The organism is Nocardiopsis listeri NBRC 13360, from assembly GCF_001570765.1.
Taxonomy (GTDB): domain Bacteria; phylum Actinomycetota; class Actinomycetes; order Streptosporangiales; family Streptosporangiaceae; genus Nocardiopsis; species Nocardiopsis listeri.
In genome coordinates this window covers 20,633-39,868 of sequence record NZ_BCSH01000062.1, presented here as the reverse complement: position 1 = coordinate 39,868, position 19,236 = coordinate 20,633, and the positions used below count along the sequence as shown (strand labels likewise).

14 protein-coding genes are annotated in these 19,236 nt (G+C 68.9%); 8 read left to right on the top strand and 6 right to left on the bottom strand.

The window, feature by feature from the left end; all coding sequences use genetic code 11:
* Positions 1 to 16: 16 nt before the first annotated feature.
* Positions 17 to 1,750: a proline--tRNA ligase gene (locus NLI01S_RS18970; RefSeq protein WP_067606506.1), complete on the bottom strand. Its 1,734-nt coding sequence runs from the start codon at positions 1,748 to 1,750 to the stop codon at positions 17 to 19.
* Between the two features lie 179 nt (positions 1,751 to 1,929).
* Here NLI01S_RS18970 and NLI01S_RS18965 point away from each other — a divergent pair, with 179 nt between their 5' ends.
* The 4 genes from NLI01S_RS18965 (at position 1,930) to NLI01S_RS18950 (ending at position 5,280) form a co-directional block, all read left to right on the top strand.
* A complete protein-coding gene (locus NLI01S_RS18965) occupies positions 1,930 to 2,781 on the top strand; it encodes a spermidine synthase (RefSeq protein ID WP_067606504.1) in 852 nt (283 codons plus the stop codon).
* Positions 2,782 to 3,343: 562 nt separating this feature from the next.
* Positions 3,344 to 3,985 carry a hypothetical protein gene (locus NLI01S_RS26090; RefSeq protein ID WP_190318522.1) on the top strand — a complete coding sequence of 214 codons (642 nt, stop codon included), beginning with the start codon at positions 3,344 to 3,346 and terminating at the stop codon, positions 3,983 to 3,985.
* 243 nt (positions 3,986 to 4,228) lie between these two features.
* A complete protein-coding gene (locus NLI01S_RS18955) occupies positions 4,229 to 4,447 on the top strand; it encodes a hypothetical protein (RefSeq protein ID WP_067606474.1) in 219 nt (72 codons plus the stop codon).
* 560 nt (positions 4,448 to 5,007) lie between these two features.
* Positions 5,008 to 5,280: a hypothetical protein gene (locus NLI01S_RS18950; protein WP_223809301.1), complete on the top strand. Its 273-nt coding sequence runs from the start codon at positions 5,008 to 5,010 to the stop codon at positions 5,278 to 5,280.
* 256 nt (positions 5,281 to 5,536) lie between these two features.
* Here NLI01S_RS18950 and NLI01S_RS18945 read toward each other — a convergent pair whose 3' ends face one another.
* The 4 genes from NLI01S_RS18945 to NLI01S_RS18930 form a co-directional block, all read right to left on the bottom strand.
* A complete protein-coding gene (locus NLI01S_RS18945) occupies positions 5,537 to 5,830 on the bottom strand; it encodes a Dabb family protein (protein ID WP_067606470.1) in 294 nt (97 codons plus the stop codon).
* Positions 5,831 to 6,299: 469 nt separating this feature from the next.
* Positions 6,300 to 6,569: a DUF6406 domain-containing protein gene (locus NLI01S_RS26470; RefSeq protein ID WP_067606468.1), complete on the bottom strand. Its 270-nt coding sequence runs from the start codon at positions 6,567 to 6,569 to the stop codon at positions 6,300 to 6,302.
* Positions 6,570 to 6,751: 182 nt separating this feature from the next.
* On the bottom strand, positions 6,752 to 9,052 hold the full coding sequence (gene secA2, locus NLI01S_RS18935) for an accessory Sec system translocase SecA2 (protein ID WP_067606503.1): 2,301 nt from the start codon (positions 9,050 to 9,052) through the stop codon (positions 6,752 to 6,754).
* A 145-nt stretch (positions 9,053 to 9,197) separates the two neighbouring features.
* The gene (locus tag NLI01S_RS18930; RefSeq protein WP_067606466.1) at positions 9,198 to 9,839 is read right to left on the bottom strand and encodes a GTP-binding protein; all 642 of its coding nucleotides are present in this window, start codon (positions 9,837 to 9,839) and stop codon (positions 9,198 to 9,200) included.
* 764 nt (positions 9,840 to 10,603) lie between these two features.
* Here NLI01S_RS18930 and hisS point away from each other — a divergent pair.
* The 4 genes from hisS (at position 10,604) to NLI01S_RS18910 (ending at position 18,592) form a co-directional block, all read left to right on the top strand.
* The gene (hisS, locus tag NLI01S_RS18925) at positions 10,604 to 11,923 is read left to right on the top strand and encodes a histidine--tRNA ligase (protein ID WP_067606464.1); all 1,320 of its coding nucleotides are present in this window, start codon (positions 10,604 to 10,606) and stop codon (positions 11,921 to 11,923) included.
* A 238-nt stretch (positions 11,924 to 12,161) separates the two neighbouring features.
* Positions 12,162 to 14,618 (top strand): ATP-binding protein, encoded by a 2,457-nt coding sequence (locus NLI01S_RS18920; protein WP_067606462.1) that lies wholly within the window; start codon positions 12,162 to 12,164, stop codon positions 14,616 to 14,618.
* 153 nt (positions 14,619 to 14,771) lie between these two features.
* Positions 14,772 to 17,336 (top strand): LuxR C-terminal-related transcriptional regulator, encoded by a 2,565-nt coding sequence (locus NLI01S_RS18915; protein ID WP_067606461.1) that lies wholly within the window; start codon positions 14,772 to 14,774, stop codon positions 17,334 to 17,336.
* A 413-nt stretch (positions 17,337 to 17,749) separates the two neighbouring features.
* Positions 17,750 to 18,592, top strand: coding sequence for an AMP-binding protein (locus NLI01S_RS18910; RefSeq protein ID WP_067606459.1), 843 nt, complete (start codon positions 17,750 to 17,752; stop codon positions 18,590 to 18,592).
* Positions 18,593 to 18,597: 5 nt separating this feature from the next.
* Here NLI01S_RS18910 and NLI01S_RS18905 read toward each other — a convergent pair whose 3' ends face one another.
* Positions 18,598 to 19,122, bottom strand: coding sequence for an ATP-binding protein (locus NLI01S_RS18905; RefSeq protein WP_067606457.1), 525 nt, complete (start codon positions 19,120 to 19,122; stop codon positions 18,598 to 18,600).
* Positions 19,123 to 19,236: the final 114 nt, after the last annotated feature.

Genomic DNA, 19,236 nt, shown 5'->3' with positions numbered 1-19,236 from the left:
CCTTCGTATCGATGTCCTACTCGGCGCAGGCGGCGAGGGCTCGGTCGACGATCTCCTCGATCGGGACGTCGGAACGCTCACCGCTCTTGCGGTCGCGCAACTCGACCACGCCGTCCTTGAGGCCACGGCCCACGATGATCGTGGTGGGGATGCCCACCAGCTCGGCGTCGGTGAACTTCACACCCGGGGCGGCCTTGCGGTCGTCCACGAGCACGCGCAGACCCTTGGCCTCGAGCTCCCGGCCGATGCGCAACGCCTCGGGGACCTCATCGCCCTTGCCGGTACCGACGACGTGCACGTCGGCGGGGGCGATCTCACGCGGCCACACGATGCCCTTGTCGTCATGGGACTGCTCGACGATGGAGGCCACCGCGCGGGAGACGCCGATGCCGTAGGAACCCATCGTGACGCGCTTGGGTTTGCCGTCCGGGCCCAGGGCGTCCACCTGGAAGGCGTCCGCGTACTTGCGACCCAGCTGGAAGATGTGGCCGATCTCGATGCCGCGCGCGGTGTACAGGGTGCCCTTCCCGTCCGGGGAGGGGTCGCCGTCGCGCACCTCGGCGACGTCGATGGTGCCGTCCGGGGTGAAGTCGCGCCCTGCCACCAGGTCGACGACGTGATGGTCGGCCTCGTCGGCACCGGTCACCCAGGCGGTACCGGTGACCACTCGCGGGTCGACCAGGTAACGGACCTTGTTGTCGATCAGGGCCTTGGGGCCGATGTAGCCCTTGACCAGGAACGGGTTGGCGGCGAAGTCGGCCTCGTCGAGGATCTCCACCTCGGCGGGTTCCAGCGCCGCTTCCAGCCGTTTGAAGTCGACCTCACGATCACCGGGAACGCCGACGGCCAGCAGCTCCCACTCCTTGGCACCGGGGACGCGGGTCTTGACCAGGACGTTCTTGAGGGTGTCGGCCTCACTGAAGTCGCGGCCCAGGCCCGCCTCGTTCAGGAAGTCCACCAGGGTCTGGATGGTGGCGGTCGCCGGGGTGTGGTGGACCTTCGCCTCGGGCAGCCCGTCCAGGGGCAGCGCCTCGGGGGCGGGGACCCTCACGGCCTCGACGTTGGCGGCGTAGTCGGACCCGGTGCTGCGCACGAAGGTGTCCTCGCCGGTGGGTGCGACCGCCAGGAACTCCTCGGAGGCGGAGCCGCCCATGGCGCCGGAGGTCGCCGAGACGATGACGTACTCCAGACCGAGCCGGTCGAAGATCCGGATGTAGGCGGCGCGGTGCTTGTCGTAGGACTCCTGGAGGCCCTCGTCGTCGATGTCGAAGGAGTAGGAGTCCTTCATGTGGAACTCACGGCCGCGCAGGACGCCGGCGCGGGGACGCGCCTCGTCGCGGAACTTCTCCTGGATCTGGTACAGGACGACCGGGAAGTCCTTGTAGGAGGAGTACTCGCCCTTGACCAGGAGGGTGAAGAGCTCCTCGTGGGTGGGACCGAGCAGGTAGTCGGCGCCCTTGCGGTCCTTGAGCCGGAAGAGGGTGTCGCCGTACTCCTCCCAGCGGCCGGTGGCCTCGTAGTACTCCCTGGGCAGCAGGGCCGGGAGCAGGACCTCCTGGCCGCCCATGGCGTTCATCTCCTCGCGGACCACACGGGAGACGTTCTCCAGGACGAGCTTGCCCAGGGGCAGCCAGCTGTAGACGCCGGGGGCGGCCCGACGAACGTAGCCGGCGCGCACGAGCAGCTTGTGGCTCGGCACCTCGGCGTCCGCCGGGTCCTCACGCAGGGTGCGCAGGAACAGGTTCGACATCCGCAGTAGCACGGCCACTCCTCGGTGAACGCACCCGAAAAGGGTTCGGGCGCGATGATCGGAAAAACGTTGGGAGGACCCAGGCTAGCGCCCCGAAGAGGGGGTTCGCGCGTCGGTTCCGAAGGGGTCCGCGGTACGCCTACCTTGGAGTGATCTCCACGGCAGAACAGGACGAGGACATGGGCCGACGTGTGCGTGACAGGGTCGAGGCCGAAGAGGGGGTCTCCGTCGTTCCCGGGGTGGACCTGCTCGCCGACGCGGACCGACCGAACTCGTGGTTCCTTCTGGTGGAGGGCACCCCGCAGTCGCACGTGGACCTGTCCGACCCCACCTATCTGGACTTCTCCTACGTGCGACGGATCGCGCACGCGGTCGACCTGGTGGCGCCCCCGGGAGAGTCCGTCGACGTGCTGCACCTGGGCGCCGGCGCGCTCACCGTGGCCCGGTACGTGGCGCACACCCGCCAGGGTTCCCATCAGCGCGCGGTGGACGTGGACGCGGCCCTGGTGGAAATGGTGCGGCGCAGGCTGCCCTGGGACCGGCGCGCGCGACTACGGGTGGGCATCGGTGACGCGCGCGAGTGGATCGGCGCCCGGCACGACTCCAGCGCCGACCTGGTGGTGGCGGACGTGTTCGCGGGAGCGCGGACCCCGGCGCGGTTGACGTCCGCGCAGTTCTACGCCGAGGCGGCCCGTGTGCTGCGACCCGACGGATTCCTGGTGGTCAACGTCGGTGACGGTTACGCGTTGAAGCACACTCGGGCGCAGGTGGCGACGGTGCGTTCGGTGTTGCCGCACGTGGTGATGTCCGCGGAACCGGGGGTGTTGCGCGGCCGAAGGTTCGGCAACCTGGTGCTGGTGGCGGGCCATCGTCCCCTGCCCGAGGAGGAGCTGGGTCGCGCGGCGCATCGTGATCCCGAGATGGCGCGGCTGGTCGCCGGCGAGGACCTGGACCGGTTCACCTCCGGGTACGCCTCGGTCCACGACACCGACGCGGTGGACTCCCCCGCTCCGCCCGTGGACCTGTTCTGACCGCCCTGACCGAAGACGGACATAATCCCGCACACATACCGAGAATCTCCTAGTGTCATCGGCATGTCCATCCCCCGCCCCACCAAGGTCGACCTGGAGCGCGCACCGGACCGCGACCGGGAGGACCGGCCGCCTCCGCTGTGGCTGCACATCGCCGTGACCTGGACTGTCACCGGACTGTGCGTCGGAACGCTCGTCCTCGGTGCCCTGTGGTTCCTCGGCTTCCCCGAGATAGCCCGACCGGACACACTGTCGTTACGCGCCTTCGAGGGCGTGGTGGTCCGCGCGTTCGCCATCATGGCCGGGCTCACCGGCATCGCGCTGCCGGTGATCGCCTACCACCGGCAACGCAACAACAACCTGGAGAACCCGCGGGCGCTTCGAGCAGCGGAGCGCGACGGGGTCAAGCTGTTCAACGACCGGTTCACCACCGCCTACACCGAACTGGGCAACGAGCAGGCCGCGGCTCGGCGCGGTGCACGCGCGGGCGCACCTGGCCGACGACGCGCCCACCCCCGAACTGCGCCAGACGTGCATCAACGTGCTGTGTTCCTACATGCGCATGCCGCACTCCCCCGCACCCGAGGAGGACGAGGTCGGCACGGTCGCGCGTCAGGGACACGAGGCCTTCCGAGAGGTACGGTTCGCCGTCATCCGGGGCATCGGAGACCGGTCGCGCGATGAGCGCTCCTCCTGGCATGGGCACCGCTTCGACCTGTCCAACGTGGTCTTCGACGGTGGCGGTCTGCGCGGGGTGCACCTCATCGGCGGCAAGCTGTTCTTCGATCGTTCGGTGTTCGCCGCAGGGGAGATGGACTTCCGCTACTCACGGGTGTCCGGAGCCCGGATGACCTTCCGTGGCGCACGATCCACCGGAGGCACGGTCAACTTCCGGCATGTGCGCTTCGAGGGTCCCTTCACCGACTTCCACAAGGCCGAGTTCTCGGGCGCACGGGTCCTGCTGCACGACACGCGGATCGCCCCGGAGGCGATGGGCTTCACCAGGGCCGGCTTCACCGGTGGACGGGTGGAGTTCGAGTCCGATGGCGAGGGCGGGGAACCCGCGCTCGGGGATCCCCCGAACGGACTGGTCGAGGCCGTGGCTGCGGGCACCCCGGGGGTGGTGCGTCTGCCGGGGAACCGGGGCGAACCCACGGCGACGGTCCCGGGCGGCGAGGAGGACGCCCCCCTTAACGCCCGGTGAGGAATCTGTTCCAGAAAATGACCGGAAGCGGACATCCGGCCCCTTCCGGTCCGGCGAACCCCTAGCTTGGTGCGGAGCGCGCCTTTTCCCCAGCGCCCTCCGGACCGTGGACACTCCCCCTTGTCCCGCCCGGAGGACTTGCGGTCGCCCGCTCCCCGTTCACACCCGGGGACCGGGCGACCGTCTTGCGTTCCGGGCCGCTGATCCCCGGGCGCAGGTCCGTCTCCGAGGACCCTCCCCTGGATGACACGGTTCGCGCCACACGGGGCCGCGTTCGACTTCGAACGGTTGGTGGGCGCCGCCGTGGCGGTGGTTCCGAGCATGGTTCCCACGGTGCCTGTGGAGTCGGCACCGGTACTGACGATGGTGCTGCTGCCCACGATTCCGGTCATGCTCCCGGGACATGTCCGGCTGTACCGAATGACACGCCGACCGGCCGCCGGACCCACCTTCTTCACCTGACCTCCCACCTGCGATGACCCAGTTCAGCTGCGTGGGTCGGGCTCTCGACCCCACGCGGTCCCATGGTCGAGGCGGCGTCGAGGATCGGTCTCCGGTTGGGAAAGACCCGCGGTGGGAAGTTCAACCTTCGGGAAAGCTCCGAGCCCTTGAGGAGGGACCGTGACCCACTCCCTGATCACGACCCCGCACCAGGCCGGGTGTGGCTGTGGTTCCGGCTGCGGCTGCGGATGCCAAAGCGGTGGCTCCTGCAACTGCGGCGGAAACTGCGGTTGACCCCTGGGAGGCGTCCGGCGACCACCGGCCCTCCACCCCCTACCGGTGGGCTGCCCCTCCCCTTGGGGGCAGCCCCTCCCACCGACCGGGAACCGAATGTTTCCGGCGGTTTCGCACGCACCGACTCGCGACAACGGGCAATGATGCGTGTACTGTGAGTCACAGCGTTTTCCTGTAGGGAGAGACGCCGGGTACCCACCCGTTGGGGGAGATCAGCGATGCCGCCGTTCACCAGTCCAGCGAGCCGGAGGGGACGACCCTCCGAACACGCGCGCCTGCTCCGGTGCGTGCAGGAGATACTGGAACGCTCCGATCGGGCCGTGCCCTGGGACCCGGATACCGTCGGACTCCCCGACGCCCACTCCGACAGCGCCCTGGCCCGCATCAACGACGTCGCCTTCTACGCGAACGCGCGCGATGAGGTCACCAACCTGGCCGGGGTGTGCGTGCACCTGCTCCTCTTGCACAGCCCCGAGGGGGACGACGGGTCCCGATGCCAGGGCTGCCGCCTCCCCTGGCCCTGCCCGAGCTTCGGTGAGATCTCCCGCCTCCTGGGCTGAGCCTTCCACCCCGCACAACGGACGTCGCCCGCCGAAGTCGGGGCGCGATCCGACTTCGGCGGGCGACGGTCTTCTCTCTGTCCGCCGTCGACGACATCCCGCGACCGAACGGTCAGGGTGTCCCCAGCGGGCGGTACATACCCAGAGAATAAACTGGAACTTGTTCTACCGCAAGGCCCGCATCAGATCCAGAACAGGCCGAGAGCCCGGTGAAATACGGACGACCAGCTTTTCTGGAACAAGATCCATTCCGAGCTCATACCTGGTACTGGACGGCGGCTCGGTCAGCGAGCAGCGGGCGGATCACCGCGAGCGCGGCCTGGTGGTCGGGGTGGTCCCGGTAGGCGACGAATCCCGCCTCGTCGGCGACGTCGGCCACCACGGCGAAGTCGAAGGTGTCGGAACCGATGCCCAGGTCCGGGCCGAAGGCGTACGCGTCGAGCGCGGAGATCACGTCGGGCAGGATCCCCAGCGCCTCTTCCACCCGCGCGACCTGATCGGGGGTGGTGCCGTCCTGCCAACGGAACAGAGCGATGTGTCGAAGTGCCATGTCGCCGAACCTATCGGGAGTCGCGATCCGGCGCGGGGGTGGCCAGGCCCAGGGGCGGGGGACAGCCCCTGGGACCGACCTTGGTCGGCAGACGCGGTGACCGTTCCCCGTCGGAACGAGGGCTCTCCCACCGATCACCTGCGGGGCGTGCCGTGCAACTTCGACGTTAACGAAGCATCGGCGACACGAACACCCCTGTCGGATAACCGGAACGTCTCGATTGAGCGAAAAGCGGTGGCGGCGACGCCACGCCGACCTGCGACGACGGAACGTCACCGCGGCATGTCTTCATCCTGACGGGACGGGGAACCACACCACGCGTGCGCACGGAACATGGTCGGCGCACAAAACCCCCCGCCGGAAACCGCAATACAATACCCTCCGCAACGATCAGTGAAACGGTTGCAGAGGGTTGCAATTCCAGCGGGGGGCGAACAAAGAAGAGGGCGACGAGAAGTCGACCCGCGAGTCAGCTAATCCTGGTCGCCAGTAGATACGCGCTTGGAGAATCGGCGTCGACTATTTCGCCGACCCGCCAGACCTGACCCCCGACGCTGAACACGTCACCCACTCGGACATCGATCATGGGAGTGGGACGCCACTCCTTCGGCCCACCGATCTTGGCCACCGGGCGGCCCTCGTCGTCGATCCAGAAACTCCCGCCACCAACGGGACCCCCGGCGAAGCGGTCGTTTCGACCGTAACTGATCTTCTCTTGCGCACCGATCTCGTGAGCCACCGTGGATGCAATCCCAACCGTCTCGGGTTCCGTTGAAAACGCTTCTATATTAACCCGCCCCCTGTCATTACACAGAGGACAGAGGGAGCGTCCCAGCGTTTTGAGAAGAATAGCCGACAAAGGTAATGCGCGGGCCGGGACCTTGGTCCTGACCCGCGCATGAGATCTGCGGAGAGTGACGGCTAGTCGCCGGATCCCCGGTCACCCTTGAGGCGACCCACCAGGGTCTCCAGTGCGGAGCTGAACGGATGGTCGTGCACCATGTACGTCCACGTCATCGAGGGGCGCTTCACCCCGACCCCGCTCACGTCCAGCTCACCGTCGACGACCTCCAACTCGGCGAAGCTCTCGGCGGCGCGGGCGCGGGCCTCGTCCAGGAAACCCTTGAAGACCGGGACGGCCTCACGGTTGAACTCGTCCAGAGGGTCGCGACGACCCAGGTAGCGCAGGTGGATGCCCTCCCGCAGCTCGGACAGGAACGCGTTGTGGTCGGTCCAACCACGGTCCAGGTGGTAGAGGGTGATCATCCGCGAGGCGTCGCCGACGCGCTCGGCGTCCAACTCCGCCACGAGTTCCTCGTGACGTTCCTTCTGGTCCTTGGCGATGTGTCGGTCGCCCTGGTCCCCGGTCAGTACCAGTTCGCGGTGCTCCAGGACCACCTCGCGCTGCACGTCGATGAGCTTGTTGTAGCGCCAGGTGTTGCGGTGCACCTCCAACAACCGGCCCTCGGAGACCCGCTGGGCGTGGTCGACCATGTCCAACCACGCCTCGTCGGTGATCTCGCCCTCGGAGGTGGTCTTGTAGCCGGTGCTCTCGGAGGCGTTGTTGACGATCAGGTCGTCGTCCATGCTCACGAAGAAGATGGAATCGCCCGGGTCGCCCTGTCGGCCGGCCCGGCCGCGAAGCTGGCCGTCCAGACGACTGCTGGGGTAGCGACCGAAGCCCATCACGAACAGGCCACCGGTCTCCACCACCCGTTCACGGTCGGACATGTCGCTGCCGCCGAGCCGGATGTCGGTACCGCGTCCGGCCATCTGGGTGGAGACGGTGATGGCCCCGTAGGTGCCGGCCTCGGCGATGACGGACGCCTCGTCCGCGTCGTTCTTGGCGTTGAGGACCACGCACTCCAGTCCGGCATCACGCAGCCGACCGGCGAGCAGTTCGGACTCGGCGACGTCCTGGGTGCCGATGAGGATGGGGCGGCCGCCCTTGTGGACCTTCTCCACTCTCTCGATGAGGGCGTCCTCCTTCTCCTCACGCGTGGCGTACAGGCGCGAGCCCTGGTCCTCACGGACGTTGGGCTTGTTGGAGGGGATGACCGCCACTTCGAGCTCGTAGAACTCGCGCAGCTGCTCGGCCACGGACATCGCCGTACCGGTCATGCCGGCGAGCGTGGGGTAACGCATGACCAGGGCCTGGACGGTGATGGAGTCCAGGACCTCTCCGGTCTCGCTGATCGCCACCTTCTCCTTGGCCTCGACCGCGGCCTGCAGGCCGTCCGGCCAGCGTTGGAGCAGCGCGATGCGACCACGGGACTCGTTGATGATGCGCACCTCGCCGTCGCGCACGACGTAGTGGACGTCGCGTTGCAACAGCACGTGCGCGTGCAGGGCCAGGTTGACCTGCGGCAGGAGTGAGGAGTCTTCCTCGGAGTAGAGGTCGACGCCGTCCAGGGCCTTCTCGACCGCGTCGATACCGGCGTCGGTGAGCTGGACGTTGCGTCCCTCGTCATCGATCTCATAATGCGTGCGCGGCTTGAGGTCGCGCACCACGTCGGCCATCTCGATGTCGGCGGGCACGGCCTCGGCGGCGCCGGCCAGGACCAGCGGCACGCGGGCCTCGTCGACGAGCACGGAGTCGGCCTCGTCGATGATGGCGACGTGGGGTTCGGGGACCACCCGGTCCGCGACGTCGGTGACCATGCGGTCGCGCAGGACGTCGAAACCGAGTTCGCTGACGGCCGCGTAGGTGACGTCACAGCCGTAGGCGGCCTTGCGCTCCTCGGTCTCGGAGTCCTCGTTGATCCAGCCGACGGTGACGCCGAGCATGCCGTAGAGGGGCTGCATCCACTCGGCGTCGCGTCGAGCGAGGTAGTCGTTCACGCTGAGCAGGTGGACACGCTTGCCGCGCAGGGCGAACCCGGCGGCGGCGAGGGCTCCGGCGAGGGTCTTGCCCTCACCGGTGGCCATCTCGACCACGTGACCGTCGAGCAGCGCCATGACGCCCAGGAGCTGGACGTCGAAGGGTCGTTCGTCGAGGGTGCGGCGTGCGGCCTCTCGGCCCACGGCGCACAGGTTGACCAGATCGGCCGTGGAGTAGGGCAGCTCGGCGTAACCGAGCTCGATAGCCTTCTCCTTCAGCTCGTCGTCACTGAGTTCACGCAGACCCTCCTCTTCGGCCTCGATCGCCGGCAGGAGCTTGGTATAGGGCCGCAGATCCACCGCACCGGGCTTGCCCAGTAGGCGGCGGACGCTTTCCGCCATTCGTCCGAACACCACGCCAGAGTAACGCCGGACACAACCCATTGGTTCCCCCCGGGTGATCGCATGTGCACAACGATGCCGCGAAACCACCCGAAGGGAACTCGTTCGGGCAACGAACGGGACCGCGTACCCGGTGGCGGCGTATCTAGTTGACCAGTTGGCTCTGGCCCTGACTCGATCGACCGCCCCGCGAGCGCTGTCGGGCCTCCAGGGCCATGGCGTGCTTGACGAGGGTGAGCAGGACCTTGACCACCGACCTGCGGTCGCGTGCGTCACAGCGGACGACGGGCACCTCGGGGGCCAGGTCCAGGGCGTCGCGCAGTTCGTCGGCGGTGTAGCCCGCCTCGGGGTCGAACTCGTTGACGGCCACGACGAACGGGAGTCGGTACTGACGTTCGAAGTAGTCCAGTGCCTGGAAGGTGTCCTCCAGGCGTCGGGTGTCGGCGAGGATGACCGAGCCGAGGGCACCGCGGACCAGGTCGTCCCACATGAACCAGAAGCGTTGCTGGCCGGGTGTGCCGAACAGGAACAGGGTGAGGTCGGTTTCGAGCGAGATGCGACCGAAGTCCATGGCGACCGTGGTGCTGGTCTTGTCCGGGGTGTGCGAGAGGTCGTCCACACCGACGCTCGCCGACGTGACGGCCGCCTCGGTGCGGACCGGGGGGATCTCAGAGACAGCCCCGACGAACGTGGTCTTACCGACCCCGAAGCCCCCGGCGATGATGATCTTGGTGGACAGTTCGGTGGGTGCGTGGACGTTGTTCGTGCTGTTAGCTGAGTGGATCACAGTTTGTCCTAGCGAGAGTGCCGGGTCTGGACGGACGGTTGGCTCACTCGACCCGGTCTGGAGGGGCGCGGATCCGCTCGGGTCCGAACCTCCACGGGAGGATCCGCACCTGGAACCTAACACCGGGAGGACACTGGATTCCGGGGTTTGGGCAGAGTGGTCGGGCCGGCCGGAACGACACCAAGGTGAGGGGGGTTCCGGTCGGAACGTGACCGTGGACACTCTGACGCCGGATGTCCGACTCCTAGCCCGGAGTCCGGATTCGGGCACGGACAGTAGCAAGGAAAGCACATTCCCGTACCCCCGTGGTGGCACTTTACGACATTGCGCGCGGCCATTTTCGGCCGCTTTCGGCCGCGTGGATCCCTGTCCGGCGCCGCTCCCTGCCTCTACGGTGGAACGCAGGGCACCCAGCCGAGTGAGGTCGCCGTCGACTCCTGGCACGAGCACGCGACCCACGGGGCCCCGGCGGCGCCTTGGGGCGCACGACCGCCACCGACGTCTCGCTCTTCGATGTCGAACCGGCCGTACCACCCCGTTCGGGCGTTCCCGAGCCCCACCGGCCCACAACCGTCCACGTGGGCCGGTGGTGGCCCACCTCCGCCCGCTGCCGCCGCCGCTCACGATGCCCGGTACTCGCCCGGTGCGTAGGATGGACCGCACGCCCCATCCCCGAACAGCGCGCACCCGTGTGCCCGCGTGTTTCCGGCGGGGACGGTGAATCCACAGGCAGAGAACACTCCCAAGGGAGCCGAGAACCCCACATGTCCGATCAGCGCGTCGTCCGACCCACTCCCATCAGCGGTTTCCCCGAGTGGACCCCTCAGGTCCGGGCCGTGGAGCAGCGTTGGCTGGACCATATCCGCGCCGGGTTCGAGTCCTTCGGCTTCGCGTCCGTGGAGACGCCCTCGGTGGAGAACCTGGACGTGTTGATGGCCAAGGGCGAGACCTCCCAGGAGGTCTACACCCTGCACCGTCTCCAGGCCGACGCCAAGGACGACTCCGACGCCAGGCTCGGGCTGCACTTCGACCTGACGGTGCCCTTCGCCCGTTACGTCGCCCAGCACTTCAACGAGCTGACCTTCCCGTTCAAGCGCTACCAGATGCAGCGCGTCTGGCGTGGTGAGCGCCCGCAGGAGGGCCGGTACCGCGAGTTCACCCAGTGCGACATCGACGTCATCAACGTGGACTCGGTACCGCTGCACTTCGACGCCGAGCTCCCCCGCATCGTGCACCGGGTGCTCAGCGGGCTGGACATCCCCGCCTGGACCTTGAACGTCAACAACCGCAAGGTGCTGCAAGGCTTCTACGAGGGCCTGGGCGTCAAGGACCCGATCTCGGTCATCCGCGCCGTGGACAAGCTCCACAAGATCGGGGACGAGGGCGTGCGGGAGATCCTGGTCTCCGAGGGCCTGACCACGGAGCAGATCGACCCCTGCCTGGCACTGGCCCGGATCAAGGGCGACGGCGCGACCGTCGTCACGGCCGTCCGCGAGCTGGGGGTCGTCTCCGAGCTGCTGGACGAGGGTCTGGAGGAGTTGGCGTTCGTCATGAACGACCTGGCCGACCTGCCCGAGGGCGACGTGGTGGCGGACCTGTCCATCGCCCGTGGCCTGGACTACTACACCGGCACCGTCTACGAGGCCTCCTTCGACGACGACCCGGAGTACGGCAGCATCTGCGCAGGTGGACGCTACGAGAACCTCGCCGGCCAGTTCATCCGGCGGAAGCTGCCCGGAGTGGGCCTCTCCATCGGCCTGACCCGCATCTTCGCCAAGCTCGTCGCGGAAGGACGCATCGAGGGCGGCCGGGTGTGCCCCACCGACGTGATGGTGGTCGTGCCCAACGCCGAGCGACGCACCGAGGCGCTGCGCACCGGCGAACTGCTGCGCGGACGCGGGTTCAACACCGAGGTGTTCCACTCCATCGCCAAGGTCGGCAAGCAGATCCAGTACGCGTCCAAGAAGGGCATCCCCTTCGTCTGGTTCCCGCCATTCGAGGAGGGCGGCGACCACGAGGTCAAGGACATGGAGCGTGGCGAGCAGGCCACCGCCGACCCCACGGACTGGGACCCGAAGGGTTGATCCTCGTTTTCGGGCCCGGGGGAACCTCTCTTCCCCCGGGCCGTCCCGGCCTCGATTCGCGAGGGTCACGGTGGGCCCTTAGCAAATTACGGCCCGGCATGGGCGGTTTCCGCCCCCTCGTGCCGGAACCGGCCATCCACGAGACAGCCGCGGACACCCGGTGCCAGACTGGGACCGGCCGCTTCGTGGGCGTCACGGACACGGGGCGGTCGACATCGGTGTCCTAGTAAACGAGGCCATGTCTCCTCCCCGCCACAACCTGCCCCTGTCCGCCGGCGAGTTCATCCGGTTCGTCGGACGTGAACGCGACATCGTCGACCTGGGTCGCCTGCTCGGGACCGCCAGGATGATCACGCTGACCGGCACCGGTGGAATCGGCAAGACCAGACTCGCCCTCCACCTGGCCGAACGCGTGCTGCGTCAGTTCCCCGACGGAGTGCGCTTCATCGACCTGAGCGAGGCCTCCACCCACGAGGAGGCGCTGCGCACCGTCGCCGCCGGGTTGCAGGCCGCCCAGGGCGACTCCACCGCCCTGATGGACGGCATCATCACGGCGCTGCGCACCCAGCACCTGCTGCTGCTCCTGGACACCTGTGAGCACGCGGTGGGGCCGATGGCCGAACTGTGCGAGGCCGTACTCCGCGACTGTCCGCGGGTGCGTATCCTGGCCACCAGCCGTCAGCCGCTCCACGTACCCGAGGAGAGCGTCTGGCGGGTGCCGCCGCTGTCCCTGCCCTCGCGGCCTACCCCCACCGACCCCTACGCCGCCGTCCCGGTGCCGATTCCGCGACGGGACGCCCAGCGCTACGAGTCGGTGCGGCTCTTCCTGACCCGCGCGCACGCCGCCCGCGCCGGCTTCGAGATGACGCGGGAGAACTCCGGCTACATCGCGGAGATCTGCCGCATGCTCGACGGCCTTCCGCTGGCCATCGAGTTGGCCGCCGCCCGGGTCCGGGTCCTGTCGGTCCAACAGATCCTGCGCAGGCTCGACGACCGTTTCCAGTTGCTGACCAGCGACGGCACGGAGAACCTGCCGGCCCGCCAACGCACCCTGCGGGCGGTGTTGGAGTGGAGCCACGGCATGCTCTCCGACGCCGAGCGCGCGCTCCTGCACCGACTGTCGGTGTTCTCCACCTGGTACCTGGAGATGGCCGAGGAGGTGTGCTCCGGCGAGGGGGTCGAGCCCACCGACATCCTGCCGTTGCACTTCTCCCTGCTGGACAAGTCGCTGATCGTGGTGGACGCCGAGATCAACGGCACCGCCCACTACCGGCTCACCGAGACCGTGCGCGCCTACGCCATCGAACGGCTGGAGGAGGAGGCGGACGTCGACGAACGCTGGTCACGTTTCCTCGCCTTCGCCGTCCAACGGTTGGAGGACGCGGCCGAACGCGGCTGCGCTCCCAACGACTGGTCCGAACGGTTGGGCCGGTTGCGCAAACACGACCACAACCGGGAGAACCACACCCGGGTGGTGGCCTGGGCGCTGTCCACGGGGCGGGTGGACGAGGCCCTGCGCGTGTGCGTGGCGCTGCGTTCGTACTGGCTGATGCGGGACCTGTCCGCCGAGGGAGGTCGTCTCCTGGAACTCGCCCTGGCCGTGTCCCCCGACGACCAGGCGCCCCCGCTCCGGGCCAGGGCCCTGGCCCTGCACGCCGAGCTGCGCCTGGAGGTCGACCCCGCCACACGGGTGTCCAACCTGGCCATGTGCGCCCTGGAGTCGGCACGGGCCTGCCGGGAACCCCGCGCCGCCGCCTCCGCCCTGACGACCCTGGCCACCCTCTCCTTGCGCACCGGTTCGGTGGATGAGGCCGAACGTCAGGCGGGCAAGGCCATGGGGTGGGCCATGGTGGCCGGGGACCCGATCACCGAGGCCGACGCGCGCGAGGTCCTGGCTCGCGCGGCCCGGCACCGCGGCGCTCCGAAGGAGGCGGTCGCCCACCTGGAGGTGAGCCTGTCCACGGCGCGCACCCTGGGCGACCGGTGGATCGAGGCCCGATCCCTGCATGGTCTGGGGTCGATCGCGGCCGAGGCCGGAGAACACGAGGCCGCGCGCGAAATGCTCTCGGAGGCACTGGACGTCTTCGGTGAACTGCCCTCCGATCCGGCGGTGGCGCGGTGCTCCGCCGACCTGGGCCGGTTGCACCTGGCCTGGCGCGACCCCCTGTCGGCACGCGCTCCCCTGGCCCGCTGCCTACAGGCGAGCTTCACCTCGGGTCGCAGGATCTCGGTGGCCCGGGCATTGGAGGCCCTGGCGGAGCTGGCGCTGGCCGAGGAGGAGGCCACCCGGGCCGCCGCGTTGGCCGGTGTGGCCACCGACCTGCGCAAGTCCCTGGAACAACCGTCGGCCGAGACCGTCCGGCTACGCTCGGCGGTGGAGCGTAGGGTGGGTGCGACCCAGGCCGCTCAGGCGTGGAACGCGTGGCGTTCACTGCCGTTGGAGCAGGTACGCGACCGCGCCCTGGCCTTTCCCAGGCCTCAGGGGGCCCGCGCCGGTGGCCCCGACTCGCTCACTCCTCGTGAGCGGGAGATCGCCACACTGGCCGAGAAGGGTTTGTCCAACCGTGAGATCGCCGAGGAGTTGATCATCAGTCAGGCCACAGCCGCGCGTCATATCGCGAACATCTTCAGAAAACTCTCGATTTCGTCCCGGACGCAGTTGACCGGCTGGACCTCTCCCCGAGAACCTGGCTGAGCACCCCTCGTACGCGCGACGACACTTGCACAGTGCGCGTGCAGCCGCTAAACCAGGAAGTCCGACCTCGACCACCCCGAACCCCTGTGACCCCTGCCTCGCGGCGGTGAACACACCCCCGACCAGCCCCTAATTGTGAAGGCCATGGCACCTTTGACCGCGCCCGCGCGGCACAACCTCCCCCGGCCGGGCACCAGCTTCGTGGGCCGGGAGCCGGATCTGAGCGATCTGCTCCGTCTACTCGGCTCCAGCCGGTCGGTGACCATTCGTGGCGCCGATGGGATCGGCAAGACGCGGCTGGCCCTCCACGTGGCCGAACAGTCCACCGTGTCCTTTCCGGACGGGGTGTGGTTCGCCGATCTCACCGATGTGTGCACCCGCCTCGAGGTGTACGCGCGAATCGCCGAGGCCGTCGGCATGGTCGAGGAGGCCGGGCAACCCCTGGCCACCACCGTGACCGAGGCGCTGCGCGGCCGTCGGCTGCTGCTGGTCCTGGACTCGTGCGAGCACGTTGCCGAGGAGGTCACCGAGATCGGCGACGCCCTGTTGGCGTCCTGCCCCTCGGTGTCGTTGATGCTCACCAGCGAGCAGGCGGTGCGGCTGTCCGGCGGCACGGTGTGGATGGTCCCGCCGATGTCCCAGCCGGTGGTGGCGCGCAACGCCCCGCCGCCCGACCCCGCAGGTACCGAACCGGTGCGGTTGTTCCTCGACCGCGCGCGTACTCGTGACCCCCGCTTCGAGGCCTCCCCCGAGGAGCTGGACGCGATCTCGGCCCTGTGCGACCTGGCCGGCGGCATGCCGCTCGGGATCGAACTGCTCGGCGCGGAGGCCCCGGAGTCCGGTGTGCGCCCCCTGCTCCAGGGGTTGCGCGCCCACCTGGCCTCCCCCGAACTGCGCCCCGGTCCGGGCCAGGCGGTCTCGCGCAGCCAGGTGCTGCCCGTGGTGCTGGACTACGTGTACCGGAACCTGCCCGAACCCGAGCGGGTGTTGTTGCGCCGGCTGTCGGTGTTCCGAGGGTGGGACCTGGAGCTGGCCGAACAGGTGTGCTCCGACGAGGGTCTGCCCGAGTCCGCCATCCTGGATCTGCTCACCTCCCTGCTGAACCGCTCACTGGCCACGGTGACCGGCGAGTTCGAGGGACGTGTGCGTTACCGGCTGCCCGAGGCCGTGCGCAGGTTCGCCGAGGATCGTCTGGTCGCCGAGGGCGAGGACGTCCTCTTCCAGGATCGTCTCCTGGACCGGATGCTCGTGTTGGTGGAGGACCTGAGCGGCAAGCTGGAGTCGTCCCGTTCGATGCCCTGGTCCGAACGCGACGCCGGACGGCGTCGCGTGCTCGCCGAGTACGACACGCTCCGATCGCTGCTGCGCAGGTCGCACCACAGGGCCGCGGCCGAACCGGGGCTGCGGCTGTGCGTGAGTCTCGCCGCCCACTGGGTGAGTCACCACAACTATTCCGAGGGCGCCCACTGGATGGACCGGCTGCTCGATCTGGAGGAGGCCGCCAAGGCTCCATCCAGGGCCCGGGCCCTGGTCGGTCGCGCCCAGTTGGCACGTGTCCGACGCGACCACGACCTGGCCCGCAGCGCGGGCGAAGAGGGGTTGCGGCTGTGCCGCGAGGCCGGGGACGACCTCTTCGTGCGCACCGCGTTCAACCTGTTGGCCCTGGTGGAGGTACGTGACCGTTGCGTCGAACGCGCCTCGATGCTGGTGGAGGAGGCGCTGCGGCTGTGCCGCGAGGCCGGGGACATGTGGGGCGAAGCGATCGCCCTGAGCACCCGAGCGGCCCTGGTGGCCCAGCAGGGGGATCATTCCACCGCCGACCACCACTACAACGCGGCGTTGACCCTGCTCCGCGGGATCGACCACCGATGGGGCGTGGGCGTGGTCCTCATCGGTCAGGCCCGCGCCGCGGAGATCGGCGGGGACCTGATGACCGCCGACCGTTGCTATCGGGAGGCCCTGGACACCCAGCGGATGATCGGGACGACGGCAGAGGAGGCCCGCTGCCTGGCCGGCATCGGTCGGGTGGCGCACGCCCAGGGCTCACCCGGGCAGGCCTACGACTACCTGAGCGAGGGGCTCCTGCTCAGTCACCAGAGCGGACAGCGCGCGGAGGCCGCCCGGATCCTGACGTCGATCGCCCGGGCCGCGTTCGAGGACGACCTGCGCGAACCCGCCTGTCGATTGGCCGGGGCGGCCGTCGCCCTGCGCGAGCGGGTCGGACTGCCCGCCCAAGGCGCCCCGTGGCCCTTCGTGGACGTGGAACCGGTCCGCCGGCGTCGCCGCCACCTGGTGGCCTGGTGGGAGCAGGGATACCGCATGGGGCAGGCCGAGGCGGTCCAGGAGGCCGAGTGGTTGGTGGCCGAGGCGCGCCGCCCTCCGGAGAAACGCTCCCAGGCCTCCTCCCCGGTCGGAGAGGGAGGGAAGGCTCCGGAGAAGAAGCGGAGCGGCTCGCCGGGACGTAACGGAACGGGACGTCGACGCGCCCCCGCCGCGACGTACTCCCCCGACGTCACCAGGCCGCAGGACGGCTTGACCAAGCGTGAGTTGGAGATAGCCCTCCTGGTCAGCACCGGGCTGAGCAACCCGGAGATCGCGCGGGACCTGTTCATCAGCCCGTCGACGGCCGCCCGTCACGTCGCCAACATCAACCGCAAGATGGGGTTCCACTCGCGCACGCAGATCACCGCGTGGGTGGAGCGCCACAGAGCCGGCTGAGGGCCCGGGAGGCACCTCCCGGCTCGTGTACGCCCTCGTCCGGGGGCTGTGTAGAAATACCACGTCCCGAATCTACATATGCATATGCATGGCAAGATGCATGTGCATATGACTGTGAACACGCTAGGCTTCAAGCCATGGGACGTCAGGCTCGCGACGCCATGGATCCGAGCTCGACAACGTCCCGGAAATGGCCGTCGGGGGCCTGGCCGAACACCGGTCGCCCGTCGCGCCTTCGGTCCCGAGGTGGCCCTCGGGACCGGTGGGCACCCGTGTCGGTGCGAGTGGGGAACCGGGGAGGGCTCCGCTCGCGACGAGTAGCCGACACGGCGCTTTTCGGTCTCGTCACGTGGAGGGGGCGTGACGAGACCGGAAGGCGAACCCATCACCGCTTCGGCCGACTGGGGGAACGTATGGGGGTAGGGCTGTCTTCTGGAACCGGACGATCGGGTAGGCATCTGCCACGTCGGGACGACCCGATCGGCTCGCTCACCGGCGGCCTGTGCGAACGGCTGCGGCTGCGTCCCGGGCTCGGCGGATCGATCAGGGGCAGATCCGGTCGCACCGACGGACTCACCTTCGCGGCCACGGTCGAACAGGCGGCGGCCGGACTGAGCCGGCGCGGTCTGTGTCTTGGTGACGTGGTGGGCGTTCTCGCACCCGTCTCACCCGACCGCTTCCTTGCCTCCTACACGGTGATGGCGGTCGGCGGCCGTGCCCTGACCGTCCTGCCCGAGTCCGACGCCGACACCCAGTGCGCGGCGCTCGCCGAGACCGACGCCCGACTGCTGTTGGTCAGCGAGGACCTCGCCGCGCGCGGGCTGGAACTGGCCGAACGATCGCGGGTCCGCCAGATCATCACCTTCGGTTCGGCTCCGGGCACCACGCCCTTCGACGAACTGCTCCTGCCCAGCCCCGACGGCAACGGTTACAGCCCCACTCGCGGGCTCTTCGACAACGGGCTACTGGGATACGAGAGCACCGGCGACGACATCCTGACCACCCTGTACACCCACCACGACCTGTTGGCGAGGTTCGCGGAGCTGCGTCAGACGCTGAACCTGACACCCGACGACGTCGTGGCGGTGGATCGACGAGGGGACGAGGCCACCAGGTCGGCGTTGGTCGCGCTCGCGCTGTGGACGGGGGCGTGCGTGGTCGCAGGAGAGGGGTGTCCGCCCCCGGAGGGGCGTGGGGTGACGGTGGAGTGCGCGCCCGATCCGGTCCGGGTCGGTACCCCGTACGGGGCCGGCTGAACCGCTCAGGACCCGCTGGAGGCCGCCTCGTCGTCGATCTCGAACCAGGCGACGTGGGTGGCCTCGCTCCAGTACTCACCACTGCGCGTCGCGCAGCTCTCCACGATGAACTTCCCACGGCCGAAGTCGCCGCCGTCCTCGCGGGTGTGCTCGTCCGCGGGACCATCGGGTTCTCGTTCTCCCTGATCGGCGACGGCCACCCGCAGTCGTCCCTCGTCCGAGCGGATGAACAGTGTCATGACCCCGCCGCTCTGACCGGAGCGGGAGTGCAACAGGGCGTTGGTGGCCAGTTCGCTGACGGAGAGCTCGGCGTCGTCCAAGGCCCCCTCGGAGTGGCCGGTCCGGGAAAGGAACTCGCGCACTCGGGCACGGATGGAACGCACCGCGGTCAGGTTCCCCGCGCAGCTCCACACGGTGTGGTCGGTGACCCCACCGGTCATGTCGGCCACGTCGATCGCCGGCGCGGCCGACGTCGCGGCGTCCGAGGTCCGCGGGGGCACGTAGTCCCGGAGTTGCCTCGCCTCAGCCATCCGGTCACTCCAATCACCCGCGTCGGGCGCGCGGGTCGCGCCGCCTGCATTCACCTTAGACAAGGGTGCACCGGGTACAGAACAGCACACCCACGTTCGTGGCGCCGGCGATTG

Coding starts and splice junctions, on each gene's coding strand:
- NLI01S_RS18970 (WP_067606506.1), bottom strand. CDS start 1,750: ATGTCGAACCTGTTCCTGCGCACCCTGCGTGAGGACCCGGCGGACGCC.
- NLI01S_RS18965 (WP_067606504.1), top strand. CDS start 1,930: ATGGGCCGACGTGTGCGTGACAGGGTCGAGGCCGAAGAGGGGGTCTCC.
- NLI01S_RS26090 (WP_190318522.1), top strand. CDS start 3,344: ATGCCGCACTCCCCCGCACCCGAGGAGGACGAGGTCGGCACGGTCGCG.
- NLI01S_RS18955 (WP_067606474.1), top strand. CDS start 4,229: ATGACACGGTTCGCGCCACACGGGGCCGCGTTCGACTTCGAACGGTTG.
- NLI01S_RS18945 (WP_067606470.1), bottom strand. CDS start 5,830: ATGGCACTTCGACACATCGCTCTGTTCCGTTGGCAGGACGGCACCACC.
- secA2 (WP_067606503.1), bottom strand. CDS start 9,052: ATGGCGGAAAGCGTCCGCCGCCTACTGGGCAAGCCCGGTGCGGTGGAT.
- hisS (WP_067606464.1), top strand. CDS start 10,604: ATGTCCGATCAGCGCGTCGTCCGACCCACTCCCATCAGCGGTTTCCCC.
- NLI01S_RS18920 (WP_067606462.1), top strand. CDS start 12,162: ATGTCTCCTCCCCGCCACAACCTGCCCCTGTCCGCCGGCGAGTTCATC.
- NLI01S_RS18910 (WP_067606459.1), top strand. CDS start 17,750: ATGGGGGTAGGGCTGTCTTCTGGAACCGGACGATCGGGTAGGCATCTG.
- NLI01S_RS18905 (WP_067606457.1), bottom strand. CDS start 19,122: ATGGCTGAGGCGAGGCAACTCCGGGACTACGTGCCCCCGCGGACCTCG.